General features: G+C 55.0%; 12 protein-coding genes and 3 pseudogenes. 7 read left to right on the plus strand and 8 right to left on the minus strand.

All coding sequences use genetic code 11. The annotated features are described in order from the left end of the window. Together DIE12_RS33595 and DIE12_RS33600 are read left to right on the plus strand one after the other, a co-directional pair. Nucleotides 1-758 (plus strand): WcaI family glycosyltransferase (locus DIE12_RS33595; RefSeq protein WP_124489083.1); only part of this gene is annotated, 758 nt, incomplete at its 5' end. A gap of 31 nt (nt 759-789) precedes the next feature. Beyond that, nucleotides 790-2,199 (plus strand): UDP-glucose/GDP-mannose dehydrogenase family protein, encoded by a 1,410-nt coding sequence (locus DIE12_RS33600; RefSeq protein ID WP_124489084.1) that lies wholly within the window; start codon nt 790-792, stop codon nt 2,197-2,199. 260 nt (nt 2,200-2,459) lie between these two features. Here the strand turns inward: DIE12_RS33600 and DIE12_RS33605 are convergent. The 3 genes and pseudogenes from DIE12_RS33605 to DIE12_RS33615 all read right to left on the minus strand — a co-directional run bounded on the left by DIE12_RS33605 (nt 2,460) and on the right by DIE12_RS33615 (nt 5,273). Continuing rightward, nucleotides 2,460-3,792, minus strand: a pseudogene (locus tag DIE12_RS33605) (IS4 family transposase). A gap of 231 nt (nt 3,793-4,023) precedes the next feature. Then, the gene (locus DIE12_RS33610) at nt 4,024-4,854 is read right to left on the minus strand and encodes a glycosyltransferase family 2 protein (RefSeq protein ID WP_124489085.1); all 831 of its coding nucleotides are present in this window, start codon (nt 4,852-4,854) and stop codon (nt 4,024-4,026) included. Continuing rightward, nucleotides 4,851-5,273 (minus strand): putative colanic acid biosynthesis acetyltransferase, encoded by a 423-nt coding sequence (locus tag DIE12_RS33615; RefSeq protein WP_311766908.1) that lies wholly within the window; start codon nt 5,271-5,273, stop codon nt 4,851-4,853. The genes DIE12_RS33610 and DIE12_RS33615 overlap by 4 nt, the downstream gene beginning before the upstream one ends. A gap of 318 nt (nt 5,274-5,591) precedes the next feature. Here DIE12_RS33615 and DIE12_RS33620 point away from each other — a divergent pair, with 318 nt between their 5' ends. Together DIE12_RS33620 and DIE12_RS38820 are read left to right on the plus strand one after the other, a co-directional pair. Beyond that, a complete protein-coding gene (locus DIE12_RS33620) occupies nt 5,592-6,335 on the plus strand; it encodes a WcaI family glycosyltransferase (RefSeq protein ID WP_260427350.1) in 744 nt (247 codons plus the stop codon). Next, nucleotides 6,328-6,468: pseudogene (locus DIE12_RS38820) on the plus strand (hypothetical protein); the annotation flags it as partial. The gene DIE12_RS33620 and the pseudogene DIE12_RS38820, both read left to right, overlap by 8 nt. Nucleotides 6,469-7,079: 611 nt before the next feature. Here the strand turns inward: DIE12_RS38820 and DIE12_RS33630 are convergent. Then, complete coding sequence (locus tag DIE12_RS33630; protein WP_124489087.1) at nt 7,080-7,907, minus strand: hypothetical protein; 828 nt, start codon at nt 7,905-7,907, stop codon at nt 7,080-7,082. A 257-nt stretch (nt 7,908-8,164) separates the two neighbouring features. Here DIE12_RS33630 and DIE12_RS33635 point away from each other — a divergent pair, with 257 nt between their 5' ends. From DIE12_RS33635 to DIE12_RS33650, 3 genes and pseudogenes are all read left to right on the plus strand, one after another. Continuing rightward, the gene (locus tag DIE12_RS33635) at nt 8,165-9,478 is read left to right on the plus strand and encodes an O-antigen ligase (protein ID WP_185641040.1); all 1,314 of its coding nucleotides are present in this window, start codon (nt 8,165-8,167) and stop codon (nt 9,476-9,478) included. A 768-nt stretch (nt 9,479-10,246) separates the two neighbouring features. After that, a complete protein-coding gene (locus DIE12_RS33645) occupies nt 10,247-10,846 on the plus strand; it encodes a hypothetical protein (RefSeq protein WP_124489089.1) in 600 nt (199 codons plus the stop codon). Nucleotides 10,847-11,019: 173 nt separating this feature from the next. Next, nucleotides 11,020-11,631 (plus strand): annotated as a pseudogene (locus tag DIE12_RS33650) (IS5 family transposase); the annotation flags it as partial. Nucleotides 11,632-11,817: 186 nt separating this feature from the next. Here the strand turns inward: DIE12_RS33650 and DIE12_RS33655 are convergent. From DIE12_RS33655 to DIE12_RS33670, 4 genes are read right to left on the minus strand one after another with little or no spacing between them, the layout of a single operon-like run. After that, the gene (locus tag DIE12_RS33655) at nt 11,818-13,029 is read right to left on the minus strand and encodes a glycosyltransferase (protein ID WP_124489090.1); all 1,212 of its coding nucleotides are present in this window, start codon (nt 13,027-13,029) and stop codon (nt 11,818-11,820) included. Beyond that, the gene (locus DIE12_RS33660; RefSeq protein WP_124489091.1) at nt 13,026-14,261 is read right to left on the minus strand and encodes a polysaccharide pyruvyl transferase family protein; all 1,236 of its coding nucleotides are present in this window, start codon (nt 14,259-14,261) and stop codon (nt 13,026-13,028) included. The genes DIE12_RS33655 and DIE12_RS33660 overlap by 4 nt, the downstream gene beginning before the upstream one ends. Further along, on the minus strand, nt 14,258-15,400 hold the full coding sequence (locus DIE12_RS33665) for a glycosyltransferase family 4 protein (protein ID WP_124489092.1): 1,143 nt from the start codon (nt 15,398-15,400) through the stop codon (nt 14,258-14,260). The genes DIE12_RS33660 and DIE12_RS33665 overlap by 4 nt, the downstream gene beginning before the upstream one ends. Further along, entirely contained in the window at nt 15,375-16,685 is a 1,311-nt protein-coding gene (locus DIE12_RS33670) for a lipopolysaccharide biosynthesis protein (protein ID WP_124489093.1), read from the minus strand. Before DIE12_RS33670 ends, DIE12_RS33665 begins: the two co-directional genes overlap by 26 nt. Between the last annotated feature and the right edge of the window lie 428 nt (nt 16,686-17,113).

Consider the following 17,113-nt stretch of genomic DNA (forward strand, 5'->3'; position numbering starts at 1 on the left):
AACGCTTCGATACCGTGTCGACGATTTCCGGGAAGATGATCCAGCACGCGATGCGCAAGGGCATTCATCCGCACAAGCTCGTGCATTTCGCGAACTGGGCCGACACCCACTCGATTCATCCGCTCAAACGTCCAAGCGAATTGCGAGCGACGCTACACATATCGCCCAGCGCAACCGTGGTGCTGTATTCCGGCAACATGGGTGCCAAGCAAGGGCTGGAGATACTGGCTGAAGCGGCACAAAGGCTCGCATTGCGCGACAACCTCGTGTTCGTCTTCTGCGGCAACGGGCCCGCGCGCGACGATCTGATCGCGCGCTGCGGCAGCCTCAGGAACTGCCGGTTCATGGACCTGCAGCCCGCCAACCGGCTCAATGAGCTGCTCAATCTGGCCGACATTCACGTGCTTCCGCAACGTGCCGACGCTGCCGATCTTGTCATGCCGTCGAAGCTGACCGGTATGTTCGCGAGCGGCCGCGCGGTGATTGCGATGGCGAGCCCGGGGACGGAGCTGCATGACGTGGTGTCGCGGCGTGGCGTCGTGGTGCCGCCTGGCGAACCGGATGCGCTGGCGTCGGCGATTGATGCGCTGGCCGTCAACGCAGCAGAGCGCAGCCGGCTGGGGTTGACCGGGCGCCAATTCGCCGAGGCCGTGCTGTCGCGCGAGGCCGTTCTGAACGAATTCGACGCCAGGCTGCGCACATTGCGCGCCGCTCCGTCCAGCACCACTGTGTCCGGTACGCAGCATCCGGATTTCTGAAACCGCATTCGATCCTTCTACACACGGCAACATGAAAATCACCATCATCGGCACCGGCTATGTGGGCCTCGTCACGGGCGCATGCCTTGCCGAGATGGGCAACGACGTCTTTTGCGTCGACGTCGATCAACGCAAGATCGACATCCTGAACGACGGCGGCGTGCCGATTCACGAGCCCGGCTTGAAGGAGCTGATCGATCGCAATCGTGCAAGCCAGAGGCTGCACTTCTCGACCGACATCGAGGCCAGCGTCGCGCATGGCGATATCCAGTTCATCGCGATCGGCACGCCTCCCGACGAGGACGGTTCCGCCAATCTTCAGTATGTGCTCGCCGCAGCGCGCAATATCGGCCTGTACATGGACGGCCCGAAGGTGGTCGTCGACAAGTCGACCGTCCCGGTCGGCACCGCGCTGCATGTGCGCGATGCGATCGCCACGGAGCTCACGCGCCGCGGGCTGCGCCACGAATTCTCGGTCGTTTCAAACCCGGAGTTTCTGAAGGAAGGTGCGGCCGTTGACGACTTCATGCGGCCCGACCGCATCGTGATCGGCACCGACGGCGACGACGCTGGTGAGCGTTCGCGTGAGCAGATGAAGCGGCTTTACGCACCGTTCAACCGGAACCATGAGCGCACGCGCTATATGGACGTGCGCTCCGCGGAGTTCACCAAGTATGCGGCGAACGCAATGCTGGCGACGCGGATCTCTTTCATGAACGATCTCGCGAATCTCGCGGGTCAGGTCGGGGCAAATATCGAAGCGGTGCGGCGGGGGATCGGCTCGGATCCGCGCATCGGGTATGACTTCCTTTACGCCGGTGTGGGATACGGCGGCTCGTGTTTTCCGAAGGATGTGCGCGCGCTGGTGCAGACCGCTGCCGAGTACGGCCGGTCGCTGCGGATTCTCGAGGCGGTTGAAGCGGTCAACGACGCGCAGAAGAAGGTGCTGCTCGAGAAGATCAACGAGCGGTTTGGTGACGATCTGTCGGGGCTCACGTTCGGGCTGTGGGGGCTTGCGTTCAAGCCGAATACGGACGATATGCGTGAGGCACCGAGCCGTGAGTTGGTGGCCGGGCTCCTGAAGCGCGGTGCGAGCGTACGGGCTTACGACCCGATCGCGACGGATGAAGCGCGGAGAGTGCTCGCGATCGATCTGGGAGACGATCCGGCGGCGCATTCGCGACTTGAGTTCGTGACGACGTCGGAATACGCCGCGGCCGGCGCCGATGCGCTCGTGATCGTCACCGAATGGAAGGTGTTCAAGAGCCCGAATTTCGCGGCGCTGGTCGAGTTGCTGAGCGAACCGGTGATCTTCGATGGCCGGAATCTGTATGAACCGGAGACGATGGCCGAGCTGGGGATTGAGTATTACAGCATTGGGCGGCCGTATGTGACGGGAATGCGTAAAGCGGTGAGGACGTTGAGAGTCGCAAAAGGGTGAAAATGCCGCCCGAGCGTTCAGGGTCGCGGTCCCGTCGCAACGGCCTTTGGCGAAGGTGCGTGCGTTTGTCGAGGTAATGCGGGAAAGGATCGGTGAGATGCCGGGGCGAACCGCGAAGGACCGCAAACTTCGCGGCCCCACACCGTTTACAACGCCGTGATGACCAGCCTGCCAGGCTCGATCGCTATACGTGCCTTTCGGCCTGGGACAAAACCTGCGTCATTAATGATCCAAATTCCACCTACCCTGAACCCGTCGGCTTATACACAATTTCCATCGTGACCGCCGGCACGCAACTTCTGCAATGTCTTGGCAGTGACATGAACCTGTTTGAGTCCCAGCCAAATAGCTTTTGCGCCGGGTTCGCCGTCGCCCTTGCGGCCGAGTAATCCGCCCAAGCGCGCGATCAAGCGCAGCACCTCGTTGAGTTTTGGCTTGGCCCGCAGCTTGACGTCAGTCAGCAAATACGCACCGCGAATTTCATCGGTATCGAAGAACAGTTTGGCATCCAGATCGGGGCAACGGCGGCCCATGTGCATCAGATGAGTGATCCCCAAGCCACGACCAGAAACAGCGCCAGCGCGCATTCGAGCCGGTCGATCGCGCCCAATTGCAATGCCTCGATACGGTAACCGTTCGTCAGCACGTTGAACAAAATCTCGATTTCCCAGCGCGCCCGATACCAGTCGATCAGTTCAATTGCTTGCTGCAGCGTCGTGGCGTCGCGATTGGTCAGCAAGCGCCATTCGATCGGCTTGACGCCGCTTGGCGCATCGAACTCGCGCGCCACCAGACAGATGGCCGCCACGCTTTGTCCCACGCCGGCCGGCAGTTCGATGCGCTGCAGCCACACGCGCTGACGCACTTGGCGGGCCTTCACGCCGTGACGCGATCCCAGCGTGAAGGCGATCTCGCCAAGCGGTATGCCTTGTGTCGTCGTCGCCCACAGCTTCGCCGCCTCGGGCAACGCGCGGTCGTGGGTCCAGCGAATCAGCCAATCCGCCGGCGTGCCCAATTCTTGCGCTCGCACCATCAGCGCAATCACGTCCGCCTCGTGATCAGCGACGTACACCGGCCGTGTGTTCGGCAAGCGCGATGCCGTTTCCGCAACCCGCTCGTAACCCCCGATCCAGCGCAGGCTTTCCTTGAGCCCGCCACGCTTGCCCTGCGCGTCCTTGGGCTCGCGTGCCCACATCCACGCGTCCAGCACGCCCAGCGGCACGCGCTCGGGCGTCACTGCGTAGGTCGGATGCAAATACATCCCGCGCTGCGCCTCGTAAGACAACGGCCCAAGGCCCATCGCGTGCCGGCCGTTGAAATCCAGTTCCGTCGTGTCCTGCAGGCACAGCACGACCGACTGAGCGGCCATCCGTTGCTCGGTCTGCCGCCAGTGGGGCTCCAGAATCGCTCCCCACTCGGCCTCGTCGTTGTCGAAGAAGCGGTACGCTGCCATCGTCTCGCCCCGGCCCCGACATGCCCGCGGTACGCCGGCCGTCGGCCGTCGGCCGTCGGCTTCGACGACAATCGTTCCATCAATGTCTTCGCTCGCCTGTTCAAGCGCGCGTCGCCAAGGTCGAGGTCGGCAAATTCGATTTCCGTCCAGCCGGGTGCTTCCAGAGCCAAGGCGTTCACGCAAAAAAGCGAAAGTAAACGCGATGCGCAGAAAGTTTACAAGCCCCGGTCCATCTCATTGCTCGGCAGCAGTTTGTTTCGGCCTACGGTTGCGGAGGGGCGACTTGTGTATAAGCCGATGCTTTAAACCAGCTTCTGAAAAGCGGCAGGAGCATCCGCTGTTGTAAGGCTACCCGCGACGCAACACATTGGTCATTGACCTGCGTCGCGTTTCTGAAGCTCGACGGCTTTCACCGAGATCAAATACTCGTATACACACTGCAGAAATGTGTAGTGCCACCCGGCAGACCCGTCGAGAAACGACCGGCGAACAATCAGCATGTAGAAAAACTTGAACAGCGGCCGACATGGCATCCGGTAAAAAAGCGCTTTTTGATGAAACCGCCGCACGTTGAAGTCACGATCGAACAACGCCTTGACCAGCGAATATTCGGTCCTCCGGCGTTGGAGCAACTCGCCCGCTTCCATCGATGAGTAAACATTGTGCTTACCGATCCAATGAGACATGCCCTTCGAAAATGGAAAATGGATCAGCGGCCCCGACAACTCGTGAATATGTCCATCCACGATCAGCACTTCGTTGACTTCGCGCTCGTAATGAACACGCGACGGCCGAACGAGCCGGACAAAGTACGGCGAAATCTGTGCATGCTTCAGCCATGTTCCCAGAAAATAGTCTCTTCGACGCAGGCGAGCTGCCGCGACGTCATGCGGCACATCCAGCACGAATTTCCGGATTTCACTCAGCAATTCCGGAGAAGGCCGCTCATCCGCATCGAGGATCAGCAGCCACTCGTACTTGAAGTCAAAATTCCGCAGCGCATGGTTTCGCTGCGCCGCAAAGCCATCGAACTTTCTCGACACGACGTGTGCACCAAATGACTTCGCGATCTCTACCGTCCGGTCTTCGCTGATCGAATCCAGAATCCAGACGTCGTCGACGCCGGCGATGCTCTCGAGGCATCCCGGCAAGTCGCGCTCTTCATTCTTCGCCAGGATCAGGACAGAAATTCCGTTCGTCATTCCACCACTCTCCGCACGCGCGTGTTGATCCGGCGGGCAGGCATCCCTGCATACACTGCCCACTGCTCCTTTGGCGATCGCGATACGACCGACCTCGCCCCGACCACCGCACCCTCGGGAATGACGACCCCAGGCGCTAGAAAGGCCTCCGCGCAGATCCACGCGTGGTCGCCCACCGTGATCGGACTGGCGATGAGTTGGAAGTTCTTCGAATTGATATCGTGCGATCCGCCACACAAGTGTGCGCCCTGTGACACGACAGCGTAATTTCCGATCTTGATATCCGCCATGTTGTAGATGACCGCGTCGTCCGCAATGCCAACATACGAACCAATCTCCAGCTTCCACGGCGCCCAGATCTTCACTCGCGGATAAACGTGCACATGACGGCCCAGCTTGGCCCCAAACAATCTCAGCACGAACGACCTCCATCGGTGAAATGGCCGGGGGCTGAATCTGAATAAGACAATATACGCGACACCCCATACAGAGCGAAGCAACCGGTTCGAGAAACCGAACGACGGTTGAGTGGTTGGATCGTTACCGTCAATAATCATACGATCAGAAAATGGAGATAGGTACTGAGACCGGACGGGTCAGCACGGTACCGCGCGCCGCGAAGCCGCAACGGATGTGCCGATTTGTAAGTCTACCGTCGCGCCTCACACACCAAATCGCATCAATCCGCCAAAATCTAGCTCTCCTTGCACATCGCGCTCAGGTAACGCTTCGATACCGTGTCGACGATTTCCGGGAAGATGATCCAGCACGCGATGCGCAAGGGCATTCATCCGCACAAGCTCGTGCATTTCGCGAACTGGGCCGACACCCACTCGATTCATCCGCTCAAACGTCCAAGCGAATTGCGAGCGACGCTACACATATCGCCCAGCGCAACCGTGGTGCTGTATTCCGGCAACATGGGTGCCAAGCAAGGGCTGGAGATACTGGCTGAAGCGGCACAAAGGCTCGCATTGCGCGACAACCTCGTGTTCGTCTTCTGCGGCAACGGGCCCGCGCGCGACGATCTGATCGCGCGCTGCGGCAGCCTCAGGAACTGCCGGTTCATGGACCTGCAGCCCGCCAACCGGCTCAATGAGCTGCTCAATCTGGCCGACATTCACGTGCTTCCGCAACGTGCCGACGCTGCCGATCTTGTCATGCCGTCGAAGCTGACCGGTATGTTCGCGAGCGGCCGCGCGGTGATTGCGATGGCGAGCCCGGGGACGGAGCTGCATGACGTGGTGTCGCGGCGTGGCGTCGTGGTGCCGCCTGGCGAACCGGATGCGCTGGCGTCGGCGATTGATGCGCTGGCCGTCAACGCAGCAGAGCGCAGCCGGCTGGGGTTGACCGGGCGCCAATTCGCCGAGGCCGTGCTGTCGCGCGAGGCCGTTCTGAACGAATTCGACGCCAGGCTGCGCACATTGCGCGCCGCTCCGTCCAGCACCACTGTGTCCGGTACGCAGCATCCGGATTTCTGAAACCGCATTCGATCCTTCTACACACGGCAACATGAAAATCACCATCATCGGCACCGGCTATGTGGGCCTCGTCACGGGCGCATGCCTTGCCGAGATCGGAGTCAGTATCAGATCGTACTGCACCAAGTCTGACAATGTCGCCCAATTCGTTGAGCAACTCGAGTCGAGCCGATCCAAGCGCCAGCATCTTTCGATCTCCTTGGCAATCGGCCCTGACCGTGTCAAAGAAGCTCCGGATATCGGTATCTAGAATCCCGCTCACAGGCCGCCACCTGATCGCTGCCGCCAGTGCATCGAGCGCGTCGTGCTTGCGTCGCCCCATGTAGCGCGAACGCGCCAGTTCGCGGTTGGAATCCCCCTGGCGCATGCGCACGAGAACCTGTCGATATTGGTGCATCTCGATTCTCCGCCCGCCCATCGCTGCCCCCCTTGGGGGATCACGCACCACAAGTTAAGCCGGCAATGAGCGTCACGATTTGAGATTCCCGTTTCCTTCCTGGCTCCTTTATGCCGAAAGTCGATTGGCTCCTATATGGCGGAACATGACAGCTAGTGTCAGCATCCCTGAGACTAGTTAATTCACCGTGGCGATCGTACATAGAAATCACCGAGTTCGATTGGGATTGGCGGAACCCACCAGTATCTTGACGGGTTTGCGAGAGAAGCGTTGATTCATTGGCCGCGGCAGTCATCAATGAGGCCCAGCCAGTGCGTTTGGTACCTTCGAGAAAATATGAACACAGCCTACTGCCGCGCAGCAGGAAGCTGAGACGACTGCGGCACGAATGCACGGATCCGCCGAACAATCATCGTGTACTCCATGCGTTTTCCATGTGTCTGGGCACTCATGATGAGATAGAAATGCTGGCGCGCAGCGATCTCGGGAACCTCTGGCCCGGCGGCGCTCATTTCCTCGACTCCGTCGACCCACCAAGTCACACGCCTCGCAATCGGATCGTAGCTGGCTCCATATGTGTGGAATTTCGTCGGGTCAACGCGGCGGCGAGACACGTTGTTGTGATTCTGGTGTCCGGAATAATGTGGCCATTCACCTTGCCAGTTGTGAACGGTCCCAGTAATGCCGGGACCATTCCCGCCCTCGTGCACATCGAGTTCCATCCAGCGTTCGAATCCGGGCGGATCCCCGGGATAGTGGTCCGTTTTTTTATTATCATGCTCGACCGGCAAAAGCCATAGTGCAGGCCAGTTGTCGCGGTCGTCGCGCGTCATCCTCGCTTCGAATTCGACGTAGAATCCTTCCCGCCCAGGAAGGAGAGGGATTGCCCCAAGCGAAAAATCTCTCGCAACGCTCACGAGATCTCCGCCTTGTGCGATCGCAAGCATCCCGTCTTGGTCCGAGTAGAGATCCATGGATGGCAGGGTCTTGGCGTACCATTTTCCGCTATAAAATTTATATTTCCCGTTTCCGTCCGGCGATATGTCTTTGATAGAAACTTTTTCGTTAAATACTAGTTTCGTGTATCCCAAATGCATGGCGCCCGGCGGTAAATTATTCTGACTTGCTAGAATGTTTGTGGGTTGACATAAAGTCAAAAAAAATAGAAACAACACGCTTAATTCGAACCCCAAAAATCTCATATTCCACCTCCGCGTTATTCAACAAAATAATATTGCCCGAGACGGACAAAATATAGTATTGATCAGACAATGATGTTGGGCGTGTTCTTTGCTGGGCTGACTGAAGCATAATTGCATCCGAATTCTATACGCGCGAGGGGTGCGAAATGCTCGTTTTGAGAAGAAGTGGTGGCCGCTTGGCCCTCGTAAACGTATTGCGCTCCCGATCTGAAGGGAAGATACATCTTCCCTTGCTGATTGCTTTCATCGGCGGATCCTGCTATGGAACTAAAAACTCGATCGCCGAGGCAATGCTGATACTGCCTTCCGCGATTCTCGCGGCGCTTGCTGTTTTGTTCGCGGTCGTACGGCCAAGCAAGGCTGATACTGCGATGGGCCGCACGGTCGTCGTTGGAGTTGCTATCGCATGCTTTGGTCTGGTAGGGGCCCTGTTTCAAAGTGATGCACAGAGTGCTGTGTTCGCGGCCATCTTTTTGGGGACGTGGCTTTCCATCGCCGCATGTGCCGGTGCACTCGAAATTGCAGACGTCACAAAATCATTCGCCTTGTCCGGCGCAATCGTGATGCTAGGTTTCGTAGCCATAGACCACGCGAATATCTCCACATCGCTCAGTGTGACCGGCGTTGGGAAAGACATTCTTTCACGCTATATGGGGCCATTTGGGGCCCACCCGAACCTAATGGGTCATATTGCAGGCAGTTACCTAGTGGCAATGTTCTGGCAGGCGCGCGACGAGCGCTTTGTCGTAAAGATCATGCTCTGGGCTGGCATGGTGGCGAGCGCACTTATCTGTGTCGCCGCGTCGTCTCGAGGAGGTCTGTTCGCCGCGATCGGCTCTTGCATGCTCGTGTACGCGTATGAGAAGTCGAAATCACTGAAGGGAACCCTTGGCCTCGCCGTTATGGCAACTGCAGCGCTCGTTGCGACAATTCTGTTCTTCCCGAATATTCTGGAGCGGACGGATATTCTGCTCGACCTCTCGAATTCACAGCGCGGCCTCAACAGCGGTTTTTCTGGTCGTACACAAATGTGGCAGGTTGTGCTCGACCAGTTCGGAACGGCTAATGAGCCTTTAGTGTGGGGGGCTGGTTTTCGAAGCACTTGGCTCACCCAACTGACGGACGCAATCGACAATGGATACCTTATGATTGCTGCGGAGATTGGTGTTATTGGTCTGGCTCTTTGGCTGTATCAGGTCCTTCGGTCTCTTCGGGGCGCATACATGGCATCGAGGGCGACCGGTAGCACCGTCAATCTGATGATCCTCTCAATCATTATTTTCTTTCTCGCAGAATCGATTGTTGCACGATATTTTCTTGCGATCGGAAATGGCGCATCAGTATTCTTCATGATTCTGATCATCTTGATTCCGAGTCAATTCAAGTTCCGGCGCGTAGTAAGTGTTAGGGGTACGCCGTCGGAGCATCGGGCACCACGATCATCAGCGACGATTCCGCACAAATTCGGTCATGGTAAGTCCCGCTCCACCGGACTCGACGATACGCAGCTCGCCTCGTCTTCGCCAGGCTGTGAATCGCTTTAGAGGGTGCTCCCAAAGGAGAGGCTCGGAACTGTTTGCTCCGGACCTAACGTGCTCACATCGCCCGCGGTAATCAACGGACCGAGGAGGCGGGCATAGCCCCCAATACCGCTGAGCGTGCGCGCCTCGGCAAAGCCGGGCGCGATTTCGCTCCTGCAGGGTTGTCACGCGATGCCGTACTACGTGCGTTCAAAGCCAAGCTGTACTCGCTGCGCTCCGTATCATCCGATACCTAGCGTGCTTTTGAACAGCACCCCGTCTTGACGAACCGGGGCCGGCGCGGAGGATTTGGTATGCGTCATGTTGTGAGTAAGGCAGTCGCGCACAAGATCACGCGTTTCGCAGTCTGGTGTCGGCGCCAAAAATCTTGCAGAAGATCACGGCATGCAATCGAGCACCCGCCAGACACTCGAGCGGCCGATGAAACCATCATTTTGGCGAAAGGCTTATTGAATCGCAAAAGCGCTTGATTGACCAGTTGCAGGATCGGTCGCATCGGGTGATCAGTTGGAACAAAGTCCTCCAACTTGACTATCGTTGGCTGCGGATTTTGCGTTTTTTAATTTCTAACGTCTCATTCACCGCCATAGTCCACGAAAACAAAGTTCCTACGGCGCACCCTAAGAGTCGGCCTACACCGGGATCAATCCGAGGTGCTTTGTTGACGGCAGTCGAACTATTCTTTAACATTTGCAAAAATCAAGTGAATTTTAAATCGATCTCGACACATATATCTTCCGGTAAAAAATACATATGACTAATAGAATTTTAATGATCACTATTGCGCTGGCAATATCTATTTCTGACTGCACATCAGCCAACGCGCAGAGTGCATCAAATGATAGGCAGGCGCGTCGTCAGTGGCGCAACCTGGCAACGCCCGCGGGAACGTTGATGTCGCCTCATTTTGGAGCAACGCAAGGGAATAAGGATTGGGGAAACGGTGTCGCTGGTCGCGCAAATAATCAAGCTGCGTCAGGCAACCATCAGGCGCAAAAGTCGAAAATGACTCCCCGAACATCCATGATTCCGTTGTTCGGCGCACCGAAGGACTATGACGAGAGATACGAATCGAATCTCGGTGACGAACTTGGTAATACACGATTTTCCAAGCAGACGGAAGGCTACAGCCTCACGCCGAATGAACGGTTGATTTCACCCGAATCTGCTACGCGCGCGGTGGACGCCTGGACCGATGTAAACGGCTCTGCTGGCCGGAGTGTCAAGGGAGGGGGCAGAGCACAAAGCAAGAAATTTAACGTGAATGCTGCGGTGACTTCGTCTGCGTTGCACGATGCATCACAGTTCGGATCATTCAACAACGCACACGGTGCAGATACTGGAAACAGCGTTTACCGCTCACCTTGGTAAGCGAACTAAAAGGTAGGTTAAAAAGACCCCTCCGAACGTAAGGGAAACTCTAAAAAATGGCCGGTGATTGTGCTTGCAACGAATCGTCAAGCTAGCGAGCATGTAACGCATGCAACAAACTGACCTTGGACTGAACTTTTCGACGAAGCGCGGGTGCAAACGAGAATTCCTGGATCCTCGCGGTGGTCAACGACATCGTGCGCGACAAAGGGTTGACGCTGCGTGCGGGCACAGTGGTAGACGCGACGCTGATCAGTGCCCCGAGTTCGACCGCGAACGCCTCGGGCGAACGTGCCCCGGCGTTGCACCAGAGCAAGACAGGGAGCCAGTGATATTTCGGCATGAAAGCGCATATTGGTGGCGATGCTGCAAGCTGACTGGCACACACCGTTCGAGGCACGTCGGGCAACATCAGCGACGTGCTCGAAGCCTACAGTCTGCTTCATGACGAGGAACCCGACGCGTTTGGCGATGCGAGCTATCAGGGCGTGCAAAAGCGCCCGACCGCGCGAGGGGCTGTGAAGTGGCATGTAGCGATGAAGCCAGACAAGCGTCGCGCTCTGGACAAAAGCAAGCCGCATGACCCGCTCAGCGAACGAGTCGAGCGAATCAAGGCCGACATTCGGACTACGGGTCGAGCACCCGTTCCGAATGTCAAACGGCAGTTCGGCCACCCCAAGGTCCGCTATCGAGGCCTGAGGAAGAACACCGCGCAACTTACAACCTTGTTTGCGCTGTCCAACCTATGTGTGGCGCACAGCAAGTCGCTTGATGCTGGGGCATGAGCGCATCTCTGGCGCGTGCCGATGCCATACGCCGCCCGCAAAGCTGCTCGGCGCGCGCCCGCCAGCTTGGCTTCGGGTTGATAGATTGGCGACCTGACGCATTCACTTCCTAGTTAAACCATCAAGCACACCTAATCCGAATTTGCGAAAACCACCCTTAACGAATTTTCCCAATTCTTAATTTTATCAATCGATAACAAAAGCTGGTTTTTTTTCAATTCCAATCAGCCAGTTATATACGCCTGCCATTTGCATCGCAATTGCATTCCAAGAAAATTTTTCTTCAGCAAGCGATCTCCCGAGCTCACCCATTTCTCTGAGCTGCGCATCAGTTACGCCACAAAGTTCCACAATAAAATTTCGCAATTCTTCGACTGAATTTCCAATTTCGAACGCAGCGCCGCGCTCAACTCCAATTGGCAAATTGCACTCACGCGTGATTGCAACTGGTTTTCGGAAAGACCATGACTCCAGTGGCACCATTGGCAATCCCTCGCTGAATGAAGGCAAAATTACGCAGTCGCATGCCGCATAAGTTCTCGCCTTGTCCGCGCCGAACTGTGATCCAATAAAATGGACGCCGTCAGCGTTTACTCCTTCGCCGACCATACTCCGCAATTTATCGGTATAAGATGCGCTACCCCATCCCCCAACAATCAAATTCCAACGGTCTTTAATAGATCCATTTTTAACACATTCCTTCCAAGCAGAGAGCAAATTTTCGATGCCTTTCTTCGGATGTAATCTGCCAAAATACAACAATAAATTTTTCGACGAGAAACCGTCTTGCCACCAGGATGGTAGTTCATTACCGTTAGTATCATGAATCACTACTCCATTAGGTACTACCGCAATCGGCTGCTTAAGTCCGGCTGCGCGAATCGCATCTGCCTCTTCAAAATTAAGGGCATGAAAGCAAGCGGCTCGATTCAAATGACTACGCTCGTAGGCACGCAATGCTATCCACTTCTTTAACCTAGAACGATTGAGAATCCATGGATCGAGCATGCCGTGCGGCGAAATAATATAAGGCTTACTTTGTCGTCGGTGCCATGCAATGACGTCAGCCGACGGATGCATCCAGATTCCGTGCGTATGAATAAGATGCACATCTGTCGCCAATAGCGCCTCACGCAACTGGGGGGAATAGCCGAGCATCGCGGGTCCAACTGGATCGAATGTCGTAACTTGAACGCCGCCCCACTGCGCAAGATCCTCCTCAGTGTGAGCGTCCCGCAGAGCGAACACTTGAGGTGTCACTCCCGCCCCCGGAAGATCGAGCGCGAGCCCACGCATCGCGTCAAAAAGACCGCCGCCCGAGCGCGAGGCGGATGCGGTGACGAATCCGACGCGATGGCTCACACGGCGTTCGGACTTTGTTGCAGGCGACAACTTCATACATTCTCCCGCAGCAAGTCCGCAAACCGCGGGTATTGGCCCCTATAGCGCCGAACCGCCAAATCGATAGCCTCCCGTCCCTCGGAAGGGTCGTTGTAATCGGAAATCATTCTTTTCGCGACCAGTGGGACATCGAAGGTGTCGATGTCGTGGACACGCGAGCTAAGTCCCAAGTCAGCCATGATGCCACTTGTCTTTGGTAAGTACGAAAGCGCAACCAGAGGCAATCCTGCAATCAATCCGAAAATACATGAATGAAAACGGCTTCCCAGAAATACGGAAGCACCCGCGATGATTCGTCTGACATCGGCGACCGGACGATCTTTCTGATCCAAGATAACGAACCCCGGACAGCGCGTCACTATCTCACGCCCAACCGGCAAATCGGAGGCAACCTGATTCACGATGACAACTCGGACATCTAGTGTCTTATGCAAAATATTCAAGAGCTCGCACAGCTTCCGCACATATCTTTCCTTGGCTTCAACTCGATCGCCTGCCAGGGGGAAGGCCCATTCAATCACTGAGACAGCGATATATCGCTCGTGCGGACCGATTCCAAATTCCGACTCCACCAACTCTCTTGCCGCGGGTACCGCCTCATGCCAGAACGCGAGATCGCCGGTCCGGACCACGCGATCTTCCGACAGCGCCAGCGTCTCTACCGCGAAGTTGTAAGACTCACTTTCGCGCGCGCAGACAAGATTTGCCTTCGAAAGAATCTTTGACGCAAACCATTGTCCAACGCGCGACCTGATGGGGCCAACGCTTTGCGGGGCGAGGATGATCTTTGTCCCGAACCTCGCTGCCGCCCAAATTTGAATCAAATTTGCATAATAAGATGGGTTCGAGTCCTCAAGATAACCACCAGGGCAACTTATCAAAATATCAGCCTCCCTGATTGCGCTTATTGCCTTTCTCTGTTCGTAGGGAATCAACAAGCCCAACAGCCATGGCTGCCCAAAAAGAACATAGCCGATCGTGACTCCTTGACGGACAACATTACAAATTCGCCTTCGCCACACATTTTTCGACATGCAATTCCCAAGGCGCTCATACCAGATAACCTGAGGAAGGTGAGCACGTTGCACCGCAGGTTGATAAGCGATGCCACTGACCGACGCACCTGGAAATGCATCGTAAATTTCGTCAATGCACACTTCGATCAGCGCCGCATCACCCTTATTCACGGCACCAAATACATTCGCCACAACCACGTTGCCAACTTTCATTTTGAAAGACCTTTAGCGAAATTTAATACATTTTCTGAGAACCTCTGAAGATTCCAATCATGGAGATTCCATGGATAGCAACTCTTTAGTTTTATTAAAATGTCGTCGTCTAGTAACGTGCTTACGCCCAAATCTATATCCGACTCCGTTCCATCCGTCACGAAACCGTTCTCACCATGTCTAACTAGCTCGTGTGCCGCGCCACACCGATCCGTACACAGAACCGGAGTTCCGCATGCCAACGCCTCGTTCAAACACAGGCCCCACTGGTCGTAGTCACTCAGAAGCATCAAAAATCTTGCCAAAGATAAAAAAATGGGCATATCACGATTAGGCACAACTTTCCTGAATATCACCCAATCGGCGAGACCTTGCCGATCACAACGCGCACGCAATTCTTGCTCCAGTTCTCCAGAACCAATGATGACCAAGAAAACCCCTTTGTCTCTCGCCTGAGAGCGGGCATACGTATCGATGACTCTATCAACACGCTTACGCGCGATAAGCCGTGAGACGCAAACAATATATTTTTCCGGCAACTCCAATTGCGCTCGATGTTCAGCCTCGCGCTGACGTGCGGCCGCCGCTGCTCTCATAAAGACATCGTTATCCACGACGTCGTAGCCGATACGTATATTTTCCCCGGGAATTCCCAGAAATTGAAAATAATAGCTCTGCCTACGTCCCGCCACGATCGCACCATCATACATACGTGCGAGCAATGCCTTTAAAACCTCTCGACTCGGTCGACGCAAGCCGTCGTCGAATTTACTGTCAGCACAAAATATGATTCTGGCATTTCTTTTAAATAATCTATAAATCAACCCAATACATGAATATGAAAAATTATATCCAATCGTTACTATCAAATCCGGAGCTTCTCGTGATATTTCGTCAAGTAGCCGAGCCACGAACTTCACGCGCCCTCGCTGTCGCCCGCCTTCATCCAGGTACCTCCAATTTCTTTCGCGAGCGTCATTCTCAGAATTTTTGTATTCCCGATGAAGATAATCCCCTGAATTACAACTCATAATCAGCACGCCAAGGCTAATCCTCTCTCTCGACAGCCGATCTTCAAGGTCTTTCAGGCGAGCCGTATGATAATCTCCAACGCTACCGATTAAAAACAGGACCTTCATGCTTTTTCTCGCTGTATTTTTGAGATATTTCGTATTCACCGAACAAGACCAAGAAAATATCGAGACCAAGTAAGCAAATCGCAACAGACAAAAGCCCACCACGGTGAACAGCGACTAGCGCAAACACAATCACACCAATCGCAGAAATTAGATAAGCAAGTGCGAAGCGCATATGACGATTAATCGCAATTACGAATATAGAAGCCGACTGCCACATCGAATTTGCAATCATGGATAGCAACAGCACGTCAAAGAGCGACGAATCAAATGAGACGTGCTTTCCGGTCCACGACTCATAGAACCGCTCACCGAGAAAGCTCATTCCAATTCCAATTGCCCCCGCTACTAAAATCGTTACAAGCATCAACCGCCTCTTTATTTTTTTCACTTCATTTATTTTTCCCGTGGCGTACATTTTTGACACTTCCGACCATACCGAATTCGACAGCAGATTCATCATTTGCACGGCCACACGTGTTAGCGTTCTCATTGTCGAAAACACCGTCACCTGCGCCGGCCCCAGCGCGGTCCCAATTACCCATAGGACGCCCTGAAAGTTCAATCCATTACTTAACGGAAATCCTAAAAATGCTAGCGAAGGGATTATGGATTTTTTGATCCAGGCCCAGTCGATCGCAATCGGAAATAACGTAGCCCAAGGGCAATATCGATTCTTTACAATTTGCTGCACAAAAAATCCGACCAATCTTGCGACTGTCATTCCTAGAGCTACGGCGACCGGCGTCTTGAACACCAGAAGCGCCACGAGTCCAAACGCCAACGCCATGAATCGGGTAGAATTCAGGATCGCAATCGACAACGCATAACAATTGGCACTACGCAATGCCGCCGTATTGGGTCCGTACATCACACTCAAACAGACGTCGCAAATAAGAATCAATGCAACAAACCGCACCTCGTCCGACGTCATGTATTGGAACACTTGAAATCCTGCCCCGAACGCCCACCACACGACCCCCGAGACGATAAATACAAATGAAACAAAGAGCGCAACTGTGGCCGTTAGCGTTCGATAAATAATTTGAAGGCGATCATAATCTCCAACCGTGGCGCGCTGGTCCATCTCGTTTGCCGCGACAGTCGATAGCCCGAGATCGCTTAACGCCAAGTAAGTAGGGATTGTGGAGATAAGAATCCATTCCCCGTACTTCGCCGCCCCCCAGACGGACAGAAATAGAGGAATCGATACCACTTGCGCGAAAATACTTACGACCGGGCCGAGGCCGTGGGCAAAAAATGCCTTGATAACGCGATTTTCCGTCATGGTGGGATCCTGCGTATGCCTGTAACTATCAGCTAGTCATACCGGGACTAGACAGTACTTTTTTGCATTCTTATCTCGTATTTGTACTCAAATTTTTTGTTTCCGTATGTGTGACTACACGTGTTCACGGGATGACCGGTGAAATTCAATTCGTTCAGAATTCAGCCCACCCTATTTAATTGTATTAACGCTAGCTTGATTTCTCTCGCCGCGCCCACACTAGAGAGCGACACCAACAGAGTAAATTCCTCCAGGCACCCCGATAACTAGCAAGTACTTTACTGTCAACACTGGCCTCTACAAGCACGTTGTCGCATTCTGCCCACCATCCCATCAAGGTTCCTTCGAGATTCGGATGCAGCAGCAGATCGGCAGCAATAGATGGCAGTTGGCCGGTGGGGGTGAAGTCGAAACATCTGACCATGGCA

This window comes from Burkholderia sp. Bp9015, assembly GCF_003853505.1.
Taxonomy (GTDB): Bacteria; Pseudomonadota; Gammaproteobacteria; order Burkholderiales; family Burkholderiaceae; genus Burkholderia.